The sequence below is a fragment of the Chitinophagales bacterium genome, from assembly GCA_041392475.1.
Classification (GTDB): domain Bacteria; phylum Bacteroidota; class Bacteroidia; order Chitinophagales; family UBA2359; genus JAUHXA01.
Genome location: JAWKLZ010000001.1, coordinates 498,380 through 520,844, shown reverse-complemented (window position 1 = coordinate 520,844; position 22,465 = coordinate 498,380). Strand labels below are relative to the sequence as shown.

At 41.6% G+C, this 22,465-nt stretch carries 15 protein-coding genes; 5 read left to right on the top strand and 10 right to left on the bottom strand.

Annotated elements, in window-relative coordinates:
- Window positions 1-109: 109 nt before the first annotated feature.
- The 6 genes from R3E32_01880 to R3E32_01855 form a co-directional block, all read right to left on the bottom strand.
- Window positions 110-5,554: a T9SS type A sorting domain-containing protein gene (locus tag R3E32_01880; protein ID MEZ4883457.1), complete on the bottom strand. Its 5,445-nt coding sequence runs from the start codon at window positions 5,552-5,554 to the stop codon at window positions 110-112.
- An 82-nt stretch (window positions 5,555-5,636) separates the two neighbouring features.
- A complete protein-coding gene (locus R3E32_01875; GenBank protein MEZ4883456.1) occupies window positions 5,637-6,242 on the bottom strand; it encodes a hypothetical protein in 606 nt (201 codons plus the stop codon).
- Window positions 6,239-6,499: a hypothetical protein gene (locus R3E32_01870; protein MEZ4883455.1), complete on the bottom strand. Its 261-nt coding sequence runs from the start codon at window positions 6,497-6,499 to the stop codon at window positions 6,239-6,241. The genes R3E32_01875 and R3E32_01870 overlap by 4 nt, the downstream gene beginning before the upstream one ends.
- A gap of 48 nt (window positions 6,500-6,547) precedes the next feature.
- Window positions 6,548-7,369, bottom strand: a complete 822-nt coding sequence (locus tag R3E32_01865; GenBank protein ID MEZ4883454.1) for a sialidase family protein — start codon at window positions 7,367-7,369, stop codon at window positions 6,548-6,550.
- Entirely contained in the window at window positions 7,338-7,712 is a 375-nt protein-coding gene (locus R3E32_01860) for a hypothetical protein (GenBank protein MEZ4883453.1), read from the bottom strand. Before R3E32_01860 ends, R3E32_01865 begins: the two co-directional genes overlap by 32 nt.
- Window positions 7,713-8,120: 408 nt before the next feature.
- A complete protein-coding gene (locus R3E32_01855) occupies window positions 8,121-10,322 on the bottom strand; it encodes a sodium-translocating pyrophosphatase (protein ID MEZ4883452.1) in 2,202 nt (733 codons plus the stop codon).
- A 286-nt stretch (window positions 10,323-10,608) separates the two neighbouring features.
- Here R3E32_01855 and R3E32_01850 point away from each other — a divergent pair, with 286 nt between their 5' ends.
- The 3 genes from R3E32_01850 (at window position 10,609) to R3E32_01840 (ending at window position 14,197) form a co-directional block, all read left to right on the top strand.
- Window positions 10,609-11,610: an SPFH domain-containing protein gene (locus tag R3E32_01850; GenBank protein ID MEZ4883451.1), complete on the top strand. Its 1,002-nt coding sequence runs from the start codon at window positions 10,609-10,611 to the stop codon at window positions 11,608-11,610.
- Window positions 11,611-11,677: 67 nt separating this feature from the next.
- Window positions 11,678-13,156: an IS66 family transposase gene (locus R3E32_01845; GenBank protein MEZ4883450.1), complete on the top strand. Its 1,479-nt coding sequence runs from the start codon at window positions 11,678-11,680 to the stop codon at window positions 13,154-13,156.
- A 33-nt stretch (window positions 13,157-13,189) separates the two neighbouring features.
- Window positions 13,190-14,197, top strand: a complete 1,008-nt coding sequence (locus tag R3E32_01840) for a hypothetical protein (protein ID MEZ4883449.1) — start codon at window positions 13,190-13,192, stop codon at window positions 14,195-14,197.
- A 104-nt stretch (window positions 14,198-14,301) separates the two neighbouring features.
- Here R3E32_01840 and R3E32_01835 read toward each other — a convergent pair whose 3' ends face one another.
- From R3E32_01835 to R3E32_01820, 4 genes are all read right to left on the bottom strand, one after another.
- Window positions 14,302-15,249 (bottom strand): DUF4249 domain-containing protein, encoded by a 948-nt coding sequence (locus R3E32_01835; protein ID MEZ4883448.1) that lies wholly within the window; start codon window positions 15,247-15,249, stop codon window positions 14,302-14,304.
- A 701-nt stretch (window positions 15,250-15,950) separates the two neighbouring features.
- Window positions 15,951-16,820: a nucleoside phosphorylase gene (locus tag R3E32_01830; GenBank protein MEZ4883447.1), complete on the bottom strand. Its 870-nt coding sequence runs from the start codon at window positions 16,818-16,820 to the stop codon at window positions 15,951-15,953.
- A gap of 310 nt (window positions 16,821-17,130) precedes the next feature.
- Window positions 17,131-19,317, bottom strand: coding sequence for a T9SS type A sorting domain-containing protein (locus tag R3E32_01825; protein MEZ4883446.1), 2,187 nt, complete (start codon window positions 19,315-19,317; stop codon window positions 17,131-17,133).
- 310 nt (window positions 19,318-19,627) lie between these two features.
- The gene (locus R3E32_01820) at window positions 19,628-20,248 is read right to left on the bottom strand and encodes a YigZ family protein (protein MEZ4883445.1); all 621 of its coding nucleotides are present in this window, start codon (window positions 20,246-20,248) and stop codon (window positions 19,628-19,630) included.
- Between the two features lie 31 nt (window positions 20,249-20,279).
- Between R3E32_01820 and R3E32_01815 the strand changes: the two genes are divergently transcribed.
- Complete coding sequence (locus tag R3E32_01815; GenBank protein ID MEZ4883444.1) at window positions 20,280-20,816, top strand: NUDIX hydrolase; 537 nt, start codon at window positions 20,280-20,282, stop codon at window positions 20,814-20,816.
- 177 nt (window positions 20,817-20,993) lie between these two features.
- Window positions 20,994-22,424 carry a nucleoside transporter C-terminal domain-containing protein gene (locus tag R3E32_01810; protein ID MEZ4883443.1) on the top strand — a complete coding sequence of 477 codons (1,431 nt, stop codon included), beginning with the start codon at window positions 20,994-20,996 and terminating at the stop codon, window positions 22,422-22,424.
- The last annotated feature ends 41 nt before the right edge of the window (window positions 22,425-22,465 follow it).

Genomic DNA, 22,465 nt, shown 5'->3' with positions numbered 1-22,465 from the left:
AAAACTCCCTACCAAACCAATTGGTTCGATAGGGAGTTTCCAATATTCGTTGAAGTTAGAAGTCTCACTTCAAGCTTCTTCACTTTAACTTAAAAAAAAATACTATTCTTTACTCTTTTACAAACTTACCCCTCACATAACCTTCTGGTGTTTCGATAGACAGCGTATAAAAACCTGTTGGTAAATGTCTAATATCTAAGTGGATCGAATTGTCGCCACGAGCTGTTTGCAGAGATTTTCGAGACAACAATTTACCACTCACATCATACATCAATACATTTACTTGGAAACCTTCAGTATGAAACAATACTGTTAGGTCACCACTTGCAGGAACTGGTGATATACTGTACAATACCAAAGTAGTAGCACGGTCAACTGGTGCATTAGCAATAACTCCTTTTCCTCCACTGCTTCCAGCCAAACTAACCGTTGCTACTGCTTCATCGTCTTCAATTGGTGTCGTAGTAATGTTGTTGTTTGGAGTAGAGTCCAAATCCGTTTCATTTGCAGCAGAAACCTGTGCAAAATTGACTACAGGATTGTTGAGATTCAAGGTAAACAAAACCAAATTCATGGTAGCACTTGATCCACCTGTCAATGTTCCTACATTCCATTTCTGGAAATAGAGGTTGAAGTTACCTTGTGAAACAGACTGACTAGTGAATGCCATTCCACCCGGAATAGAATTTTTCACTTCAACACCTGTTGCCGTCAGCGTACTGTTGTTAGTCACAGTGATGGTAAACGTAACGTTTTGGTAAAGTGTTGTAAATGGTTTGTCAACAGTTACATTGACTTCCAAATCAATTTTATTCCCACCTCCACAAGTTTCAACGGTTTTGATGACCATATTGGATTCACCAACGTAGTCTTCACAGCCAAATCTACGAGCACATCGAATATAATAAGTGGTCTGCGAAATGAAACTTGGGTCAAAGTTGGGAGAGTTGGTGTTTGCAATGGGAAACCAATCAGTGCTTGCAGTAGTGAAAGGTGTACCCGTTGTGCTTTTGAACCACAAATACTCCAAAGCACCTGTTCCTCCTGATGGTAATGCCGCATTCACAATCATTGTAGGGTCGAAAGAAGGGCTGCAACCCGTTTCGTTAGAGCCAATACTTCCGCCATCTGTCACATTGTCACAGATAGTTGGAGGATTGACCGTAGCATCATCTTCATCGTCTTCATTCGGTGTATTGTTGGAGTCATTACCAGGCGTAGAGTCCAGATCCGTTTCATTGGCGGTTTGGACTTGTGCAAAGTTGGTAATCGGTGCATTGATTTGTTCTACTTGGACGTTGATGGTCAAAGTTGCGGTACTGTTGCTGTTTAGATTTCCGATTGTCCAAATTCCTGTTCCAGAATCATAAGTGCCTTTGCTGGCAGCAGAACCTATATAAGAAAGTCCACTTGGTAGTGCATCTTTCACACTTACGCCTGTTGCATTTGCAGAACCTTTGTTGAGGAGCACCAAAGAGTAAGTGAGGAAATCGCCCACTTCTGCTTCCGTTTGTGATACATTTTTGGTCAATTGCAAATCAATCTTGTCGGGTTGTGTATTCGCTCCAATTGTAGCGTTGTCTTCATCGTCTTCGTTGGGAGTATTGTCAGTATCGTTGCCAGGCGAGGAGTCCATGTCGGTTTCGTTGGCTGTTTGTACCTGAGCGAAATTCACTACAGGTGCGCTATCAGTCAAAATGAAAATGGTGATGTTCAAAGTAACGCTTTCGTTGGGTGCAAGCGTGCCAATTGTCCATATACCATTCCAAGAACTGTAGGAACCTTTTGAAGCGGTACTTCCACTGAATGCTTGTCCCGTTGGGATTTGGTCTTTCACCGATACACCTGTTGCAGTCATTGGACCTTTGTTGACAACTGTAATGGTGAAGGTTCGGTGCGTAAATTTGACCAATTCGGTATTGTTGACCGTTTTAGTCAATTCCAAATCAATAAAACTGTCTGTTGGAGTAGGAATAATGGTCACGCTTGATTCATCGTCTTCGTTGGGAGTTTGGTCGGTATCGTTGCCAGGAGTAGAATCAACATCGCTTTCATTTGCCGTTTGGACTTGTGAAAAGCACTTGATTGGATTAGGGATGCTTATCACATTCACCGTCAACTGCAATGTTTTGGTCTGTCCATTCAAGATTGTGCCGACTGTCCAAGTTTTGGTGGCATTGCTGTAAGTTCCCGCACTTGGATTATCACTGAAATACTGAACACCTACTGGCGGAGTGATTTTTACGCTTACACCTGTGGCTGTCGCTGGGCCTTTGTTGGATAAGGTCAAAGTGTAGGTCACTTGATTCCCTGCCACTGCTTGAGATACATTTGCCGTTTTGGTTAACTCCAAATCTATCTTGTCGGGCTGAACATCGGGACTTATGGTAGCAGCCGCCTCATCGTCTTCATTGGGCGTATTGTCGGTGTCATTGCCGGGAGTAGAATCCACATCAGTTTCATTTGCCGATTGAACCTGTGCAAAGTTGGTAATTGCAGTATTTACATTCAAGATGAAAAGCTTCAAAGTTAAAGTAGCTGTTTCGTTTGGAGCCAATGTTCCCACAACCCACGTTTCACTGAACAATACATAACTTCCCTTACTCACCGTTGCGCTAGTAAACGCCATTCCTGTCGGGATTTTATCTTTTACGCTTACACCTGTCGCTATCACAGTTCCCTTATTCGTCACGCTAATGGTAAATGTGCGGTTGGTAAATTTGACCAATAATGAATTGTCCACTGTCTTGGTCAATTCCAAATCAATATAATTTCCTGTTGAACAGACATTTGGGCAACTTCCACCGCAATCAACACCTGTTTCATCGCCGTTTTGAATGCCATCGGTACACGTTGGACAAGCTGTTGGGCAACTTCCACCGCAATCAACACCTGTTTCATCACCATTTTGAATACCATCGGTACACGTTGGGCAAGCTGTTGGACAGCTTCCACCGCAATCAACACCTGTTTCATCACCGTTTTGAATGCCATCGGTACACGTTGGGCAAGCTGTTGGGCAACTTCCACCGCAATCAACACCTGTTTCATCACCGTTTTGAATGCCGTCGGTACAAGTAGGACAAGCTGTTGGGCAACTTCCACCGCAATCAACACCTGTTTCATCGCCATTTTGAAGTCCATCACTACAAGTAGGACAAGCTGTTGGGCAACTTCCACCACAGTCAACACCTGTTTCATCACCGTTTTGAATGCCATCCGTACAGGTCGCACAAGCCGTTGGGCAACTTCCACCACAGTCAACACCTGTTTCATCGCCGTTTTGAATGCCATCGGTACACGTTGGACAAGCTGTTGGGCAACTTCCACCGCAATCAACACCTGTTTCATCGCCATTTTGAAGTCCATCACTACAAGTAGGACAAGCTGTTGGGCAACTTCCACCACAGTCAACACCTGTTTCATCACCGTTTTGAATGCCATCGGTACAGGTTGGACAAGCTGTTGGGCAACTTCCACCACAGTCAACACCTGTTTCATCACCGTTTTGAATGCCATCCGTACAGGTCGCACAAGCCGTTGGGCAACTTCCACCACAGTCAACACCTGTTTCATCGCCGTTTTGAATGCCATCGGTACACGTTGAACAAGCTGTTGGGCAACTTCCACCGCAATCAACACCTGTTTCGTCGCCGTTTTGAATGCCATCGGTACACGTTGGGCAAGCTGTTGGACAGCTTCCACCGCAATCAACACCTGTTTCATCACCGTTTTGAATGCCATCGGTACAGGTCGGACAAGCTGTTGGGCAACTTCCACCGCAATCAACACCTGTTTCGTCGCCGTTTTGAATGCCATCGGTACAGGTCGGACAAGCTGTTGGGCAACTTCCACCGCAATCAACACCTGTTTCATCACCGTTTTGAATGCCATCGGTACACGTTGGACAAGCTGTTGGGCAACTTCCACCGCAATCAACACCTGTTTCATCGCCGTTTTGAATGCCATCGGTACACGTTGGACAAGCTGTTGGGCAACTTCCACCACAGTCAACACCTGTTTCATCACCGTTTTGAATGCCATCCGTACAGGTCGCACAAGCCGTTGGGCAACTTCCACCACAGTCAACACCTGTTTCATCGCCGTTTTGAATGCCATCGGTACACGTTGGACAAGCTGTTGGGCAACTTCCACCACAGTCAACACCTGTTTCATCGCCGTTTTGAATGCCATCGGTACAGGTTGGACAAGCTGTTGGGCAACTTCCACCACAATCCACACCTGTTTCATCGCCATTTTGAAGTCCATCACTGCAAGTAGGACAAGCCGTTGGACAACTTCCACCGCAATCAACACCTGTTTCGTCTCCATTCTGAACGCCATCACTGCAAGTAGGACAAGCCGTTGGGCAACTTCCACCGCAATCAACACCTGTTTCATCGCCATTTTGAACGCCATCACTGCAAGTAGGACAAGCTGTTGGGCAACTTCCACCGCAATCAATGCCTGTTTCATCGCCATTTTGAAGTCCATCACTGCAAGTAGGACAAGCCGTTGGGCAACTTCCGCCACAATCAACACCTGTTTCATCCCCATTCTGAATGCCATCACTACAAGTAGGACAAGCCGTTGGGCAACTTCCACCGCAATCAATGCCTGTTTCGTCTCCATTCTGAATGCCATCACTGCAAGTAGGACAAGCTGTTGGGCAACTTCCGCCACAATCTATACCCGTTTCATCGCCATTTTGAAGTCCATCACTGCAAGTTGGACAAGCCGTTGGGCAACTTCCGCCACAATCAACACCTGTTTCATCCCCATTTTGAAGTCCATCACTACAAGTAGGACAAGCTGTTGGACAACTTCCACCGCAATCAACACCTGTTTCATCGCCATTTTGAAGTCCATCACTACAAGTAGGACAAGCTGTTGGGCAACTTCCACCACAGTCAACACCTGTTTCATCACCGTTTTGAATGCCATCGGTACACGTTGGACAAGCTGTTGGGCAACTTCCACCGCAATCAACACCTGTTTCATCACCGTTTTGAATGCCATCGGTACAGGTCGGACAAGCTGTTGGGCAACTTCCACCGCAATCAACACCTGTTTCATCGCCGTTTTGAATGCCATCGGTACAGGTCGGGCAAGCTGTTGGGCAACTTCCACCGCAATCAACACCTGTTTCATCGCCGTTTTGAATGCCATCGGTACACGTTGGAGTAACCAATACCAGTTGGAACATTCCATTTCCGTGTGTTCCTGCTACCAAAGTATTGTCACTTGCTCGCAATCGTATATGGCTGGTTACAGCATAACCAATATCATTTACCACTCTTTCCCATACCGTAGTTGCTCCACTCAAGGTGCTGGTGCAATACAAACCTGTTGAAGTTCCTATTAAGTAATACGTTGAAGTTGCTCCTTTCACAATGCTACTTGAGCGAATAGAAGCCAATTGTACTGCTGTGGTCGAACCTTCCACATTTGTCCATGTTGGGCTTGCTGCATTGGCATTGGTCGTGTGATACACATTGATGATGCCGTAGTTGGAATAGGTGATCAACACTTCATTGTCATTTTCTGGATTCACAGAAATACTGCTCACTACTCCTGAACCTCCTGCGGGGGTGATATTGACGGGGCAGTTGCAGCAGTAGAAAACGCTGGGTTGTTCAAGCGAAACACTTTGCCATCGCTCGTGCCGATAAATAATTTTCTATTGGTATCGGTAGCAGAATAAGTACTTCCTGCAAAAGCACCATTTCGTGAAGTTGACATGGATTGAATATCCCCGTTGTTGCAGTGCCTACTCCTGTCAAGTTTTGCCAACCAGTCGCACTATTGTTGGTCACAGTTCCATCTTCAATTGTCGAGGCGATTCGTGTTCTGTATAGGTTTCCTTCAGACGCATAGTACAAATAATTGGTATTGTCTTGGTCTAAGTGAAAGTAGGTTACGAAAAGACTGGTTGAACCTGCTGGTTTGATGTCAAAGTAATCTTCCACTCCTGCGGTAAAGACACTGCGGGAAATATCTCCATTTTGTGAGCCGTACAATACGTTTTGGTTGTCGGTGTCTGTACCCGATATGCAGCCTACTGCAACTCCATCTCCTCCTCCAATTGATTTTGCAGTCATTCCTGTGCTGATGCTGGTTGTTCCATTGTCTTGTGCGCCACCAACGACCAAACTGTTTCCTGTGGTAGGGTTGATGTCCACATAGTAGTATTGGTAGGTGACATAACTGTTGTTGAGGCTCGTCCATTCTACAGGTGTCACGGTAATGTCTGCTTTGTGGATTCCTCCGTCTGTGCCTGTATATACAATATCATTGTTGCCAGGGCAAAAACAATATCATGAATATCTGAGTGATGTGTTACACCTCCTACATTGTATTGTGCCGCTCCAGTGGCATTCAAATAACCTCCAATTCGGGTTGTTCCCGCAGTGGAAGAAAAACCATTGGTCGAGCGGTAAATGTTTGTTCCTCCAATAAATACCAGATTCGCATTTGCTGGATTGACCACAACGGTCAAGTCATATCCTCCTTGATGGGAAAAAGGGTCGTTGCCTATGTCGCAACCTTATTCGTCGGGCAAATTGGCGGATAAATTCGTCCATGTAGTGGTGGTTTGATTCCATTTGTAAAAATCTGCTTCTGGTGCAGGTGTGCCAGCACAATCGCTGACGGTTTTGTTGTCGTAGAGTACATACAAGATATTTTCGCTGCTCGGTGCAACGGCTATCACGATTCGACCATAGTTATCTACTGTGTTCCAACCTGCGGGAGTACTTGCAGATCCCGTTCCTGCAATTTTTGTCCAAGAACCGTTTGCTCCTGTGGTGGATGTCCAAACGCCATCGCTGTCGCTTGTGCCGTCAAAGGCGGCATATAAGCGTCCTGTGGAGGTGACGGCTATATCGGAATACACATCAAAGTTAAAGATTCCCAAAACTTGTTCCCAAGTCGTGCCACCATCGGTAGAACGTTGGATTACATCGGTTGCGGCGGCATATACAGTGCCATTGGTCGGATCTACTACGATTCTGTGGACAAAATCAAAGGGGTTATCGCCTCCTTCTAATGTTCCTGTTTGGGTGGCGGTTAAGGCTGTCCAAGTGACTCCATTATCGGTTGATTTCCAGATTCCAAATCCTTTGTAGCCTGCATCTCCTAAAGAAGTGGAAGCCTCCAATTCTCCTGTGCCGTAGTACCAGGTGTCTTCTTGTCCTGCACGGGTATCTTGTGCAAGAGAGGTGACATTGTGGATTTGATCGTTGGGGGAAACTTTTACCCAAGTCGTTCCGCCATCGGTGCTTCGGAATACACCTGAACTCACTCCTCCTGCCAACATGATGTTGGCGTTTCGCACGTCAAAACGGATAGAACGGGTGCGTCCACCCAAATTGCCGCGCTCTTGGGGTAATGGTAAAATCAGATGCCCCTTTTTCCAAGCTTCCTGAACCTCTAAAAATAGGGACTTTCATGGCGGCCTTCAATTCCAATTCTTTGACCCCTTCTGGAATTTTTCCAGTTTTGGGATTTTTTTGAAGGTCGTACTCATATTGAAGTCGCTCGCCTACTGTCCGAGCCTTTTCTTCTTTTGTCTTTTCTTCTTCTGAGGGCTTTTCTCTGATCTCTTTTTTGTCAGTGATTCCCTTGTCTTTGATTAGAAAATTTTGGGCGATAATTAGCACAGAAAAACAGAGTAGGGCGGATAACAAAAACTTTGTAGAGTAATTGTTCATGTGTTTTTAGTTTAAAAAATTGATTCAAATAAGATTTTAGTCTGATTTGAAGGGAGGAAAGAGCAAAAATCTATTTGTAAACGAAGGGGAGGAGAAAATGTATGGTATGAACGTATCTTAAAAGGGAGTGACAAATATAAGTAGATAGCGTGTGTTTTTGGAAAATAAGAGGGGGACAAATATGTAGACATAGGTAGTTTCAAAGCCATTTTCATGGTGGACAGATGTGGAGACAATTTTATTAAGGATATTTATTTTGTGAAATCAACCTGAACATATTTTCTCACACTATTGTACTTTAAATATAGCAAAAAACAAAAACTCCCTACCAAACCAATTGGTTTGATAGGGAGTTTCGTTATAATAGGATTGGCAACTAATCGCCAGTTACCAACCATCAATCACTCCTTATAAAAAAGGAGCAATAACCAATGCCACAACTGACATCAATTTCAAAAGAATATTCAATGAAGGACCAGAAGTATCTTTGAAAGGATCACCAACAGTGTCACCTACTACAGCTGCTTTGTGAGCATCCGAACCTTTGTAAGTCATCACACCTTTGATTTCCACACCTTCTTCAAACATTTTCTTAGCATTGTCCCATGCACCACCAGCGTTTGATTGGAAAATCGCCATCAATACGCCAGTAACTGTAACACCAGCCAACAAACCGCCCAACATTTCAGCACCGCCATTGCTTCCAAACAAAAGAGGGCCAAAACCAATCACCACTGGGGCCAATACTGCCAACATACCAGGTTTCACCATCTCACGGATAGAAGCTTTGGTGGAAATTTCTACACATTTGCTGTATTCCGCTTTGCCGTCTGCTGCGTCAAAAGTAGCTTTATCCGCTGCAGACCAAGTGTTCATTTCTTTACCATCATTTTTACGCATCACTGCCAAAGCTGCGGTCAATTCAGGAATGGTTTTAAACTGTCGTCTAACCTCTGTGATCATGTCCATTGCGGCACGTCCAACGGCATTCATAGCCATTGAAGAAAACAAGAAAGGCAACATACCCCCCAAGAATAAACCTGCCATTACCATAGGATTAGCAATGTTGATGCTTGTAATACCAGCAGTTGTCATAAAAGCAGCAAACAAAGCCAATGCTGTCAAAGCAGCCGATCCAATCGCAAAACCTTTACCAATTGCAGCCGTTGTATTTCCTACCGCATCCAATTTATCGGTACGCTGACGCACCTCTTTTGGTAAATCACTCATTTCGGCAATACCACCTGCATTGTCCGAAACAGGGCCATAAGCATCAACTGCCAATTGAATACCTGTATTCGATAACATACCTACTGCTGCTATCGCAATACCGTATAAACCGGCAAAATGATGCGCTCCAATAATAGCGATACAAAGCACAATAATTGGAATAGCAGTTGACTCCATACCTACTCCCAAACCTGCAATAATGTTCGTAGCAGCACCAGTTGAAGACTGATCTACAATTGATTTAACAGGTTTTGTGCCTGTTCCAGTATAGTGTTCGGTAATCAAACCGATCAACAAACCTGCAGCCAAACCGAAAATAACCGCATAAAATACGCCCATTTCATTGTATTCGATTCCATTGTAAGTCCATACATCAGGAAGCATTGCTCTTACAATCAAAAAAGTAGCCGCCAACATGATTCCCGCCGAAATAAACTCACCCATATTCAAGGCTTTTTGAGGATCACCACCTTCTTTGACTTTCACAAAGAAAGTTCCTATAATCGAAGTAACGATACCTACACCAGCCAATACCAAAGGTAACAAAATAGCAGAAAGTCCATCAAAAGCTTCTGTACCTGTACCCCATGCTTGCCCGCCAACAGTAGCACTGCCAATAAACGCAGCACCCAATACCATTGTAGCAATAATAGACCCCACATAAGACTCAAAAAGGTCTGCTCCCATCCCTGCAACATCTCCAACATTGTCGCCAACATTGTCTGCAATAGTAGCAGGATTCAATGGGTGATCTTCAGGAATACCTGCTTCTACCTTACCTACTAAGTCTGCTCCAACGTCTGCTGCCTTGGTATAAATACCACCGCCCACACGTGCAAACAAAGCAATAGAAGAAGCTCCAAAAGAAAAACCTGTCAATACGGTAATCACTTGGTTGATGTTCCATCCCAAGTTTTGGTAAATCAAGAACAATGTTCCCAAACCAATCACACCTAAACCAACAACGCCCATACCCATCACAGAACCACCTGCAAAAGCAACTTCCAAGGCACTGCCTAAGCTAGTACGAGCAGCATTAGTTGTTCTTACATTTGCTTTGGTAGCAACCTTCATGCCGATGTAACCTGCTAATCCAGAGCAAAATGCACCCAAGATAAAAGACACCGCAATCATTGGAGAACTATTTGTATCCGAAGCTCCACCAATACCCAACAAAATAGCTACTACAAATACGAAAATCGCAAGGACTTTGTATTCTGCACTTAAGAATGCCATTGCACCTTCTTCAATACTTTTGGCTATTCGTGCCATTCTATCTGTTCCTACAGCTTGGTTGGCTACCCATTTTGATTTCCAAAAAGTGAATAGCAAAGCCAAGACACCAAATAACGGAATTAATAACGTAATCGTTTTTCCCATAACTTAAATACTCTTTTCTGTAATTTTATGATTATTTTTCAAGATATTGTTTCAGGGCGCAAAGTTATTAATTTGAATTTGCTTTATACTAAGGATGTTTGGATTTTTTTAACAATACAAGTCTTTTATATAGCTAATCATCTTATTTGATTTGATCTTACAAAAGATTTTGTTTTTTCATAAAAAAATCCATTTCAATTTTGGAACTCAATCTATTACCGCTTTGTTTAATGCTTGAAATTAAGCTCCAAAACCTCTTAAACAACCATCATAATCGCTATCACAAATGCTTGGAATAAGATACATTAAGTTCGATGCAAACAAATACGTCATTCACTACAAAGGTGGTAAAGCAAAAAAAGAAGGAAAAGGACTTTCTTTTTGGTACTATGAACCCACTTCTTCAATAGTAGCCATTCCTTCGGGTAGTGACGATGCGCCTTTTATCTTTGAAGAATTTACGGCTGACTATCAATCCGTTACTGTTCAAGGACAGCTTACTTACCAAATTGACGACCCAAAACAGTTGGCAGAACTACTGGATTATACCGTTGATTTTCGAGGTAAATACACTTCCGATGATTTTGAGAAACTCTCTCAACGGCTTGTGAATGAGATACAAGCGGCAGTAAAAACCCTTATTCAAGGTTTGTCTTTGAAGGAAGCAATTCGCAGTTCTTCGGCTATGGAGCAAACCATTTTGAATGAATTGGCGGGTTCAGAAGTTGTGCGATTGTTGGGTGTAAAACCTTTGAGTATTAATATCTTGGCGGTAAAAGCAATGCCTGAAATGACTCGTGCTTTAGAAGCTCAAACCAGAGAAGCCCTTCAACAAGAGGCAGATGAAGCCATTTATGCCCGTCGAAAATTTGCAGTAGAGCAGGAACGTACCATCAAAGAGTCGGAGTTGAACACCCAAATTGCGGTGGAGGAAAAGAAAAAACAGATTTCGCAAAAGAAAATGGAGGCAGATATCGAAAAAGCTGAAAATGACCGCAAACTCCGTGAAATGACCATTGCAGCTGATATTGAAGTAGAGAACCAACGACAACAATTGATTGATTTAGAGACAGAAAATCGACGCAAACAGGCAGATACGGAGGCTTATAGATTGGAGAAAATGATGACTCAATACAAGGAGGTGGATTGGCGTATTTTGATGGCATTGAAGGGAGATAGTGGTTCTAAGGAACATATTGCGATTGCTTTTAGAGAACTTGCCGAAAATGCACAACAAATTGGTACTTTGAATATTACTCCTGATTTATTACAGGATTTAATGAAATAAAAGCTAAAAGGTTACTATTCAGCACCCCATAATTTTCAAAAAAAGTACTGTGAAATAGTGCGAAAAATTGAAATTATTTTTATTTTATGCCATGCTTCCCCAACGACTACAAAAAATAGTGGCACTTCTATCACTTTCCATTCAAAAATTGATTGGCGAGATATGTAGCTATTTTGAACAACAATTGGCTCAAAAGGAAGCTCGCATCCAAGAATTGGAAAACCAACTGAGTAAAAATAGTCAAAATAGTTCAAAGCCGCCCTCAACAGATAATCCTTATAAAGATAAACCCGAACCTAAAAATCTACGGAAAAAAACCAAACGCAAGGTAGGCGGACAAGAAGGGCATAAAGGACATAATCTCAAAATGGTTGAGACTCCTGACCATATAAAGGTACATAGAGTCAGTAGATGTGAGTGTTGTGGTGAAGATTTGAGTGATTGTGGCGTGAAAAAGACTTACCGCCGTCAGGTGTATGATATTCCACCCCTTCAACTTGAAGTGACAGAGCATCAAGCAGAAGTAAAAAAATGTAGTTGTGGGCATGAGACCCGAGCCTCTTTTCCTGTGGGCGTGAATCACTATGTTCAATATGGCTCAAATATCAAAGGCTTTTTGGTTTACTTGCAAAACTATCAGCTACTTCCTTATGAGCGAAGTGCAGAATTGATAGAGGATGTATTTCAGCATAGGTTGAGTACAGGTACGCTAAACAATACCCAAAAATATGCTTTTGAACAGTTGGCAACTTTTGAAGAACAGTTGAAAGCTCTTTTGACACTTGCCACTATTGCAGGTTTTGACGAGACAGGTTTTCGAGTAATGGCTAAATGTTGGTGGCTTCATAGCTGTTCCACAGAAGACCATGCCTATTATGAGGTGCATCAGAAAAGAGGCAATGATGCAATGGACGATATTGGTATTTTGCCTGACTTTGAAGGCATTGCCATACATGATTTTTGGAAAAGTTACCTGAAGTATGAATGCACACATGGTTTGTGTAATGCTCATTTGCTTAGGGAATTGAAGTTCATCAAAGAACGATTCAAACAAGATTGGGCAGATGAATTAGCTGCCTTACTTTGCAAGATGAAAAAAGTCCGAGATAGAGCTGTTTTGAAGGGAAAATCCTCACTATCAAAGCAAACTCTAAGGAAATATCAAAAGAGATACGACCTCATTATTCAACAGGGCTTTGAGGCGAATCCTTTTACCCCTCCAAAAGTGAAGAAACCAGGTCCTGTAGCTAAAACCAAGCCGCTGAATCTACTGGAAAGAATGAGAGACTTCAAAGACGATATTATCCGTTTTTTAGTTGATTTTCAAGTGCCATTCGACAATAACTTTTCAGAGCGAGATATTAGAATGATGAAGCTCAAACAAAAAATATCTGGCTGTTTTAGGTCAAAGAAAGGGGCTCAGTATTTTGCAAGAATTAGAAGTTATATTATGACCGCCCGTAAGCAAGGGGTGAATGTCTTCGAAGCTTTAGTTGACCTCTTTGAAGATAATAATACCTACTCTAAACTTGTCAATTCCGCCTAATGCTGAATAGTAACGCTAAAAGCATATTCAGCCATGTGTGGACTTCAAAAAGAGCGAGTTATCATCGTTACTGCCAAAACCCGATTGGAGAAACTCAAAAAACGCTTCAATACCATTTCTCAGGCCAAGTTTTATTTGGAACGTCAAGGGAGTGACTTTGACGCATTGAAGAAGGAGGATGATGTGATGAATTTTTCGGTAGAACAGGTGCAGAAAGATTTGCAGGGAGTGGCGAAATCGAAGGTGATTAGCAAGGAATTTTTACCCAATTACCTGTTTTCCAATCAAGACATTGTAGTAGTGGTTGGGCAAGATGGCTTAGTGGCAAATACAGCAAAATATGCATACGGGATTCCGATTATTGGCATAAACCCCGACCCAACTCAATATGATGGTATATTGTTGCCTTTCCAAACCAAAGACATTGAGCGCATTGTCGAAAAAACATTGGCGGGAAGATACCAACACAAAGAGGTTACGATGGCAGAAGCTCGCCTCAATGACGGACAGCGTTTGTTGGCTTTCAACGACTTATTCATTGGTCCTCAAAGTCACCGCTCAGCTCGCTACAATCTTACCTTTCACCAACAAACGGAGTGTCAATCTTCGAGTGGCATCATCGTTTCAACAGGTGCAGGTTCAACAGGTTGGCTATCTTCTCTAATCAATATGGCAAACGGCATCACCTCTACTTTTTCATCCAGTATTGACCCAATGACTGGCAGATTTTCTCCTGCAAAAATATCCAAATCTACAAAGTCGAGTTTTTCAACAGCCCAATCCATTTCCCAAGAACCTTTGCCGTGGGATACTGACAAATTGGTGTTCATTGTACGTGAGCCTTTTCTCAGCCGAACTTCCAATATTTCGATGTCGGCGGGTTTGATTCACCAAAAAGAACATTTGCACATTGAATCTTTGATGCCACAAGGCGGAGTGATTTTCAGCGATGGAATTGAAGAGGATTTTCTGCAATTTACCGCAGGCACAATTGCAGAAATTGGGATAGCGAAAGAAAAAGCTCATTTGGTAGTTGGATAAGTAGTAAATTAAAATAGCGACGAAAACACTGATAAAAAGTTGTTTGAAAAATTTTGATTGTTAAGATTAAATATGGCTAACTACTTACAACAGGTCAAATATTCCTATTTTTCAATCACCAACCCAACCTCGCTTACGCCATAGCCACACCAAATACCGAAACCTCCTTCCACATTGTCAATCACCTGAGTAGAACCACCAAAAGGGCCGTTTGCACTGCTGCTAAACTCCAATGTGCGCCAAAAATCATAGCTCGCTTGGTCAATTGAAGTCCAGCGAACCTGAACTGTATCTTCGACTTCAAAATAACCATAGGTGTCAATATCAATTGGACTGCTTTGGGGCTGTCCTTTATCTAGTGGGAAGTAAAATTTTTTGCCATTGACCAACAAATCGTCAAAAACGGAACGAGGTGCAGGATAGAAAGGTTCATCGTTGCGTTGGGTAAAAAGGCGGTAGTAGTTCCCCAACTCAGCAGGATCTTTTAGTGAACCATATACACGCCAATATTTTTCAAACTCTTTATTGGTATGCTGTTCTGCCCAAATTGAATCGAAAGGTACAGGTTTTGGAATCGAAGTAATGGCAGATAGAGTTTCCCCTTCTTGTGTGGTAATATATAGGGTATAAGTTTTGCCAATTTCACCCAAAATTTGTGGAGGAAAGGAAGTGTACAAACAATAATCAAAATTGTCTGGAATCGAATCTGGAATAATGCCATTATCCCCTCCTCCAAATGCGACCAACAATTGCTGTTCTGCTTCGGTTAAATCCGACCAGCAAAATTCCTGTAATTCTACTGTTTTAGAGCCATCAGATACGGTAACCTTTGCACCTCTAACAAAATTTTGTTGATAGTTTTCGAGGGTAAATGTACCGAAATAGGGGAAATTAGTATTGAGAATGACTATGGGAGTTTGTCCACTATAAATACTTCCCTCTACTACGATTTGAGGAACAGGGTTAGGCAAGTCGAGGGTAATTTCTTTTTCGCAATTGACGAGCAAGAAAGTGGTTATGAGTAGAATTGCTATTTTTATATGGTGCTTCATGGCTTCTTTTGAATGTTTGAAAACATTGTAAAGAAGGAAAACAGGTGGAGAATGGTTTTGTTTGGTTTTGAGTTAGTTTTGTTTTGAAGCAGCACTGAATAAAAAAATTTTGGCAGTAATTGTACAGTATTTGAGTTCTAAAAAAATAGAACTGCTTACTACCAATAGTTCGTGCAATTTTTAATGAACACAGAGGCACGGAGGCATAGAGTTTTGATTATCAAATAATTAGCAAAATAAAATTTGTTCTCTAAATTGTTGATAATTAAATTATTGTGATTTCTACACGAACTATTGTACTACAGCATACGCTAAATAAGTGGCAGCTTTTATTTAAGACTCATTTAGGAGTCAAATATTTGTAGAAATATAGAAGAAGGTATCATTACAACTCCTTTTGGAGTTGAACCACAGCAGTATTTGCTTATTGTATTTAGTGCTTGAACGGAAACCTGTCCCGATGATAAATCGGGATGGAGTTCTGTAATTGCTTGCACTATTTTCTACAAATATTCAAGGGATACCTGTTCCAAAGAAATCGGAAACGGACTTATGAATTGCCATTTATTTACTTTTTGCTGTTCTACTTCGTTTTACCTACTTTTGAAGGAAGTAAACTGAATGATGCAGTTTCAATTCTCTCTGTTTCAAAATGGATTGAATTGCATTTAAATTCACATGACAAGAAACCGCAACTTCCCCTATTCATCACACAATTTATCTAACACAAACACAATCAGCTTTTCGACCACTGCTTTTGGGTCTTCACTAAAAGTATTTTCTACTCGATTGGCGATAATAGCATTCATAGACAAAGCATTGTGTCCAAACAAACGGGCAAAAGCATACATACTTGCCGTTTCCATTTCGAAGTTGGTTATTTGGTAGGGCGAATCTTCAAATTCAAATTCTTGTAACAGTTGCAATTTGTTTTTCAACATAGGCGAAACCCGCAAGGTGCGGCTTTGTGGAGCATAAAAGCCAGGGCTGGTGATGGTAATGCCTTTAATTACATCCGCTGCCACTGTTTGCAGCAATTCGTAGGAAGCTTGGGCTACATAAGGTTGCAGGTAGCGAGCCAATTCGGGCAATGCTTCTTGAATTTCCTCCTCCTCTTCGTTGGGCTGAAAATCGTAAAAAGCCATCAGATTGTCCAAGCCAATACCAAAAGCCGATGCCACAAAACTATCTACTTCAATGCCTTTTCGCAAGCCTCCAGAAGTGCCTATTCGAATGAAATTTAGCGAGTTAGGTTTTTCCTTCACCTCTCTTGTTTCCAAATCAATATTGACCAAAGCGTCTAATTCGGTATAGACAATCTCGATATTGCTCGTGCCAATACCCGTTGAAATCACTGTCAAACGTTTGCCTCTGCACATTCCCGTATGGGTAACAAATTCGCGTTTGTGCTTAATCACTTCAATAGTGTCGAAGTATTTGGAAACCATCGCTACACGGTCGGGATCGCCAACAGTGATGATGGTATCTGCAATGTCGGATGGCAACAAATTGAGGTGGTAAATACTGCCATCGGGGTTTAAAATCAATTCTGATTCGCCAATTGGGTTCATATATCAACAAATGAAAATGAAAAAAAATCTTTAGTCTTGACTACCTTGTAACGAAAATTATTTGACATTTGCAAGGCCACAGCCCTGACCCTGTTTGTAGAAAATAAATAGAATAGTAACCATAAGGAGCGTAACTTTGGCACAACTAAATAACTGATTATCTGTGGTATCGAGGCTACGTCCCTTAGAAAAAAATATTACTTGTAGTTCTACACATCCGGGATTCCGATTTCATCGGAATGAAATATAAAGAAATTTAAGAAACAATGTATTCAGTTTTTAATCTTTCGTCTTATGTCTTTCATCTAAATCACCTTGCTCTGCCTACCTTAAACACGGCTTCCCTTTCATCTGCCATGACTCGAATGAGGTAAATACCTGCCTTCAAATCGTCTTGTATCAACTCAATACGGGTATCTCCTTCTGCAACATATTCGCCCATCAAATGGCCAAAAACATCAAATACTTCAATGATCGTATTCTCCGTATTTTTGGGAACTTCAATAATCAAGTTGCCCCGTTTGTTGAAGAATCGGTCAGAATTGAGCAATACAATACGCTTATCGGGAGGATTGACAAAACAGTAGTCAACCTCTACAAAAAGAGAATCTCGTAACAAAAATCCTGTTTCAGCATTTTGGATGTTAAGGTAATAATAACCCGAAAAATCAGGGGATGCTGTTGCAGTAACTTGAAGGCTGTCAAGAATGGTTTCTCCTGGACTCCAAAATACTTCTAAATCGTCTGACACCACCAGATTTTCGCCCAAAATAACCGTTTCACCCAAACAAATGTTTTGGTCAGGCCCTGCATTGAGACTAAAATCTATCAACCCCCTCAAAGACAACAAGGTATTAATCGAATTCAATTTAGCATCGCCACATAGTTGAGTGTAGGTTGCCGACATCAATTCGGCAGCAGTCGACATTTTGATATCACCCGTAAAGGTAGGCAAACTTGCCAACATCAATTTATCCGCATTTTCTCGTCCCAAAACCTCCCATATTTCCATCATTGCAGACGAAAAAATCTCGCTATCGGGATAAATAAAACTCTCGTTTACTTCACTTTCTGGATCTTCTGCCAAATAGTGCATGGCATCGGGATACCTTTTGCTGGTATTCGTATTTCTACCTGAAAAGAACTCATTGTGACCATCCCAACTGAACATTTTCCACCAATTATACTCGCTAATACTGCGAGAATACGAAACGGCAAAATAATCGCCAATTGCTTCATCCAATGCCAATCTTTCGTAACCATAATTGCAGAAAGCGCAGTAAGTATGCGAAACTGCATGACCGTATTCATGCACAATCACATCTGCATCTTCTGCATCATCTACTCCGCCTTCTCCAAACAACAATTTGCTTTGAGATCCGCCATACTGAAACATGGATTGGTCTTCAAAAGTGCCATCTGACTTTTGAAAAGAGTGTGCATCTACTGCAATATACAGATTTTTAAGGGGATTTACATTTACATTCAAACCACACTCACTAGTCAATGTCCCCAAACCTACCAAGTAATCTCTATAAGCATTGAGGTGGTAATAAGCATTTACATCCTCAAAGGCATCTTCGGATCGGGTAAAATCAAAAATGGGAGAAGTCACCGTAACAGGTGGCACTACACGAGGATCAAATTCTCCAAATCCAAAAGCATCATTTTCCAAACGATAGACACCATTGTTGAGTGTTACTTCAATGGTTACTTCTTTTCGCTCGGCTGTCAATTCAGGACTGTCCGCATCAATTTTATCTCTAAAGTTACCATTCAATCCATACGTTGCATTTGCTGAGGTGACAGGATCTGGTAAAAAAACATAGGCAGTTGCCGTTTCTAAGGTTGCAGCTTTGGCTTTTGGAGGTGTTTTATAATGACGATTTTGATCTTTTGCCGATAACACATTTCCCTCCAAATCCAACACATATTCTACAAATTCATGGGTCGTTTCGTTGATGCCTCGAAATTGGACTCCAATTACTGCATTTTCCTCACTATTGAAGTAAATGACTGCTCGTATTTCACTTTCCAATTCAAAGTTCTTTTTTTTAAGAAAAGAACCTGACAATTGCTTCAATGCAGCATACGATTTAGACAACTGCAATTTGCTTTTTTGTACTTTGTCAAAATCGAGTGTCAACTCAGTAGCAGACCAAATTTCCCCACTCCAATTCACATTTACCTGTACATAACTGCGGTAAACTGGTAATCCATTGAAGTGAGGCTGATAGCGGTAATGATAGCCTGTCGAACCTTCTCTCACCTCCTCCAATTCAAGAGTCATTTGTGCAGATTTTTTGTTCGGCAACAGTTTATATGCATAGCTTTCGATGCCACTTTCGATGTTTTTTTGCCCCACATTTACCTTGTCAAAATGCGCTTTAGCTTGGTAAGGATTTGTTTTTGTAGCAACATTTGCAGCGGGATATTGATAGGCTGCCAGCACTATAAAGGCTGTAAGACAGAACATTAGCAAAAAGATATTTTTCATTGTATGTATTATGTATTTTTTTGTTTTCTATTTTTCAGTTTTAAAAAGCAATGCTGCGAACTTGTTTGTAGAATATGCCGTAAAAAAGACATTTAGGGGCATGGCCCCAACACCACATAAACGACTCATGGATATTTTTAGTGAAGGAGTTAAAGACTTTTGTAGTTTACTTTTCAGAGCATACTGATTTCCAAACACTCCATATCTTCAAGAATAAACTACAAAAGTCTCATTCCACTAAAATCTTCGATGAACCACATAAACTATTCAAAATAAGCAATTCGTGATGTGGCTACGCCATCCAACCATTTCACAATTCCTTCAATTCCACTCCCCTAACCTCTTCCAATTCTTGTAGTTTCTGCTCCACATCTCCTTCTGCCACAGTGACATTCAATAAACATTCGTTGTCATAACCTTGACTTTGTATTTCAATGTCATTTTTTTTCACAATTCGCATTACTTCATTCATGAGTATGTAAGGAAATTGCAGTTGAAAAAACTTCATAAGGCGTTTTTCTTCAATTTCTGCTATTTCCAAGGCCTCTTTGGTCGCCGTTTTATAAGAACGGATAAGGCCAGGAACGCCCAATTTTGTACCGCCAAAATAGCGCACCACTATAACCATCACATTAGACAAACCCTTGGAGTCTATCTGCCCAATGATAGGACGACCGGCTGTGCCAGAGGGTTCGCCATCATCATTGGCTCGATAGTCCTTTTCTTTGTCCAAACCCAAACGATAAGCATAACAGTGATGCCTTGCTTTTGGATGTTCTTGTTTGATTTCTTCCAAAAATGATTTTACATCTTCTTCTTCATATACTGCCTTTGCATAAGCGATAAATTTACTACCTTTCTCCTTATACTCACCTATTGACAGTTCTTTTAAGGTCTGATAGGTGTCGTTTATGGTGTTTTTTTCGGACATAGAAATACAAATTCAAATAAAAAATAAAGGTATGAATTTTTGTAGTAATTGTGGCAGCGCAGATATTGGCTTGACCTCCATGCCAGATGATAGTTTTGAAAGACAGTATTGTAGCAATTGTCATACCATTCACTATCAAAACCCTAAAATGGTGGTAGGCTGCATGGTGTATTGGGAGGATAAAGTCCTACTATGCAAGCGAGCAATTGAACCTCGATATGGTTTTTGGAATGTGCCTGCGGGTTATATGGAGAATGGGGAAACTACGGACGAGGGCGCAAAACGAGAGGTTTGGGAGGAAGCAAAAGCAACGGTTGAGATTGAAGGATTGCACTGTGTTTATAACCTTGCCCATGTCAATCAAGTGTATTTGCTTTTTTTGGCTCGGCTTCAAAATCTCGATTTTAGTAAAGGCGTGGAAAGTTTGGAGGTTCAATTGTTTACTGAGCAAGAAATTCCGTGGGAGGATATTGCTTTTACTTCAACGGTTTTTGCGCTTCAACGGTATTTTGAAGATCGAAAATTGGGGCGAAAAGGGAAGACTCATTTGGGGGCTTTCAGACTGTAAAAAAGAAATTTAGGTATTTCTCTAAAAAATCAACTCTAGCTAATATTTGGAAATCGCCCTTACAATCTATATTTTTAGCCCGCCATCTTCATAAAATAGACTGCAAAGGTGTTGAAACTTCTGCTATCTCTTCAAATGGCTCAATTTCTTAGTATTATTTACTAAATCAAACAACGAATGTCCACAAGTGAACCAAGTGTTTTAGATCATGATACTTCCATACGCCCTAAATCACTCATTGTCTTAGGCCTGGCTTTTTTAGCCTTACTTTTTTTCACATTCTATGAATCCGATTTTGCAGTAGCACTGAACGACATAGTGAGGGGTTGTATCGGAATGGCATTTCTTTTAGGGACAGCTACTTTACTGAGTGTCAATCGAAAGGCAATTGACTGGAACTTGGTGGTCAATGGAATCTCATTGCAGTTGATCTTTGCAGTGGCAGTCCTAAAAGTCCATTTTATTTACCAAATTTTTCAATTCATTTCGAAGTTTTTTGTGAAGGTATTGGAGTTTACCAATGCAGGGGCGAGTTTTTTGTTTGCGAGTTTCCTAACTGGGAATATTGAAGGGCCTTTGGTGAATTTTGCCTTCAATGTCTTGCCGACTATCGTATTTTTTGCAGCTTTGGCCTCTATTTTGTTCTATCTTGGTATTTTACAACGCATTGTAGCAGGTTTTGCTTGGGTGATGAGTCGAACGATGCGCTTATCGGGTGCTGAAAGTTTGGCGGCTGCGGCAAATATTTTTATTGGTCAGACGGAAGCTCCTTTTGTAGTCAAGCCTTATTTGGAGCGCATGACCCGTTCTGAAATCATGTGTTTGATGACAGGCGGTATGGCTACGATTGCAGGAAGTGTGTTTGCAGCGTATGTGGGATATTTGGGAGGCGACAACCCCGAACAACAATTGCTATTTGCGACTCATTTACTATCGGCTTCGATTATGTCTGCGCCTGCGGCAATTGTAGCGGCCAAAATGATGGTTCCCGAAACCAATTTTATCAATGTGAACGAACCTTTGACTGTTCCGAATACAATCGTGGGCAGCAATATCTTGGATGCCATCACCAAAGGTACAACGGATGGTTTGAGATTGGCGGTCAATGTGGGTGCAATGTTGTTGGTTTTTACTGCTTTGATGGCGATGATGAATGGTATTTTGTTTGATTTTATTGGCTATTATACGGGCATCAATGACTTAATCAGTTCGGCAAGTGATGGAAAATATGAGGGCTTAAAATTGGAATTGATTTTTGGATTTTTGTTTGCTCCGATTGCTTGGCTGTTGGGAACGCCTTCGGCAGACATAGTATCGGTGGGTCAGTTGTTGGGTGAAAAAACGATTATCAATGAGTTTGTTGCCTATACTTCAATGGGAGGAATGAAGGAAGCAGGTGTCTTTGTGTCGAACAAAGCTTTGATTATCTCTACCTATGCCTTGTGTGGTTTTGCGAATTTTGCGTCAATTGGTATTCAGATTGGTGGTATCAGTGCAATTGCACCTGGACAGCGCAAAACCCTTTCGGAATTGGGTGTCTATGCTTTGATTGGTGGTACTATTGCAGCGTTTATGACGGCGGTGATTGCAGGGATGTTGGTTGGATAATGGTGTAGGGAACGCATAAAAAATAAGTTTCCGATTTAGAC

Coding starts and splice junctions, on each gene's coding strand:
- R3E32_01860 (MEZ4883453.1), bottom strand. CDS start 7,712: ATGAACAATTACTCTACAAAGTTTTTGTTATCCGCCCTACTCTGTTTT.
- R3E32_01855 (MEZ4883452.1), bottom strand. CDS start 10,322: ATGGGAAAAACGATTACGTTATTAATTCCGTTATTTGGTGTCTTGGCT.
- R3E32_01850 (MEZ4883451.1), top strand. CDS start 10,609: ATGCTTGGAATAAGATACATTAAGTTCGATGCAAACAAATACGTCATT.
- R3E32_01840 (MEZ4883449.1), top strand. CDS start 13,190: ATGTGTGGACTTCAAAAAGAGCGAGTTATCATCGTTACTGCCAAAACC.
- R3E32_01835 (MEZ4883448.1), bottom strand. CDS start 15,249: ATGAAGCACCATATAAAAATAGCAATTCTACTCATAACCACTTTCTTG.
- R3E32_01830 (MEZ4883447.1), bottom strand. CDS start 16,820: ATGAACCCAATTGGCGAATCAGAATTGATTTTAAACCCCGATGGCAGT.
- R3E32_01825 (MEZ4883446.1), bottom strand. CDS start 19,317: ATGAAAAATATCTTTTTGCTAATGTTCTGTCTTACAGCCTTTATAGTG.
- R3E32_01820 (MEZ4883445.1), bottom strand. CDS start 20,248: ATGTCCGAAAAAAACACCATAAACGACACCTATCAGACCTTAAAAGAA.
- R3E32_01815 (MEZ4883444.1), top strand. CDS start 20,280: ATGAATTTTTGTAGTAATTGTGGCAGCGCAGATATTGGCTTGACCTCC.
- R3E32_01810 (MEZ4883443.1), top strand. CDS start 20,994: ATGTCCACAAGTGAACCAAGTGTTTTAGATCATGATACTTCCATACGC.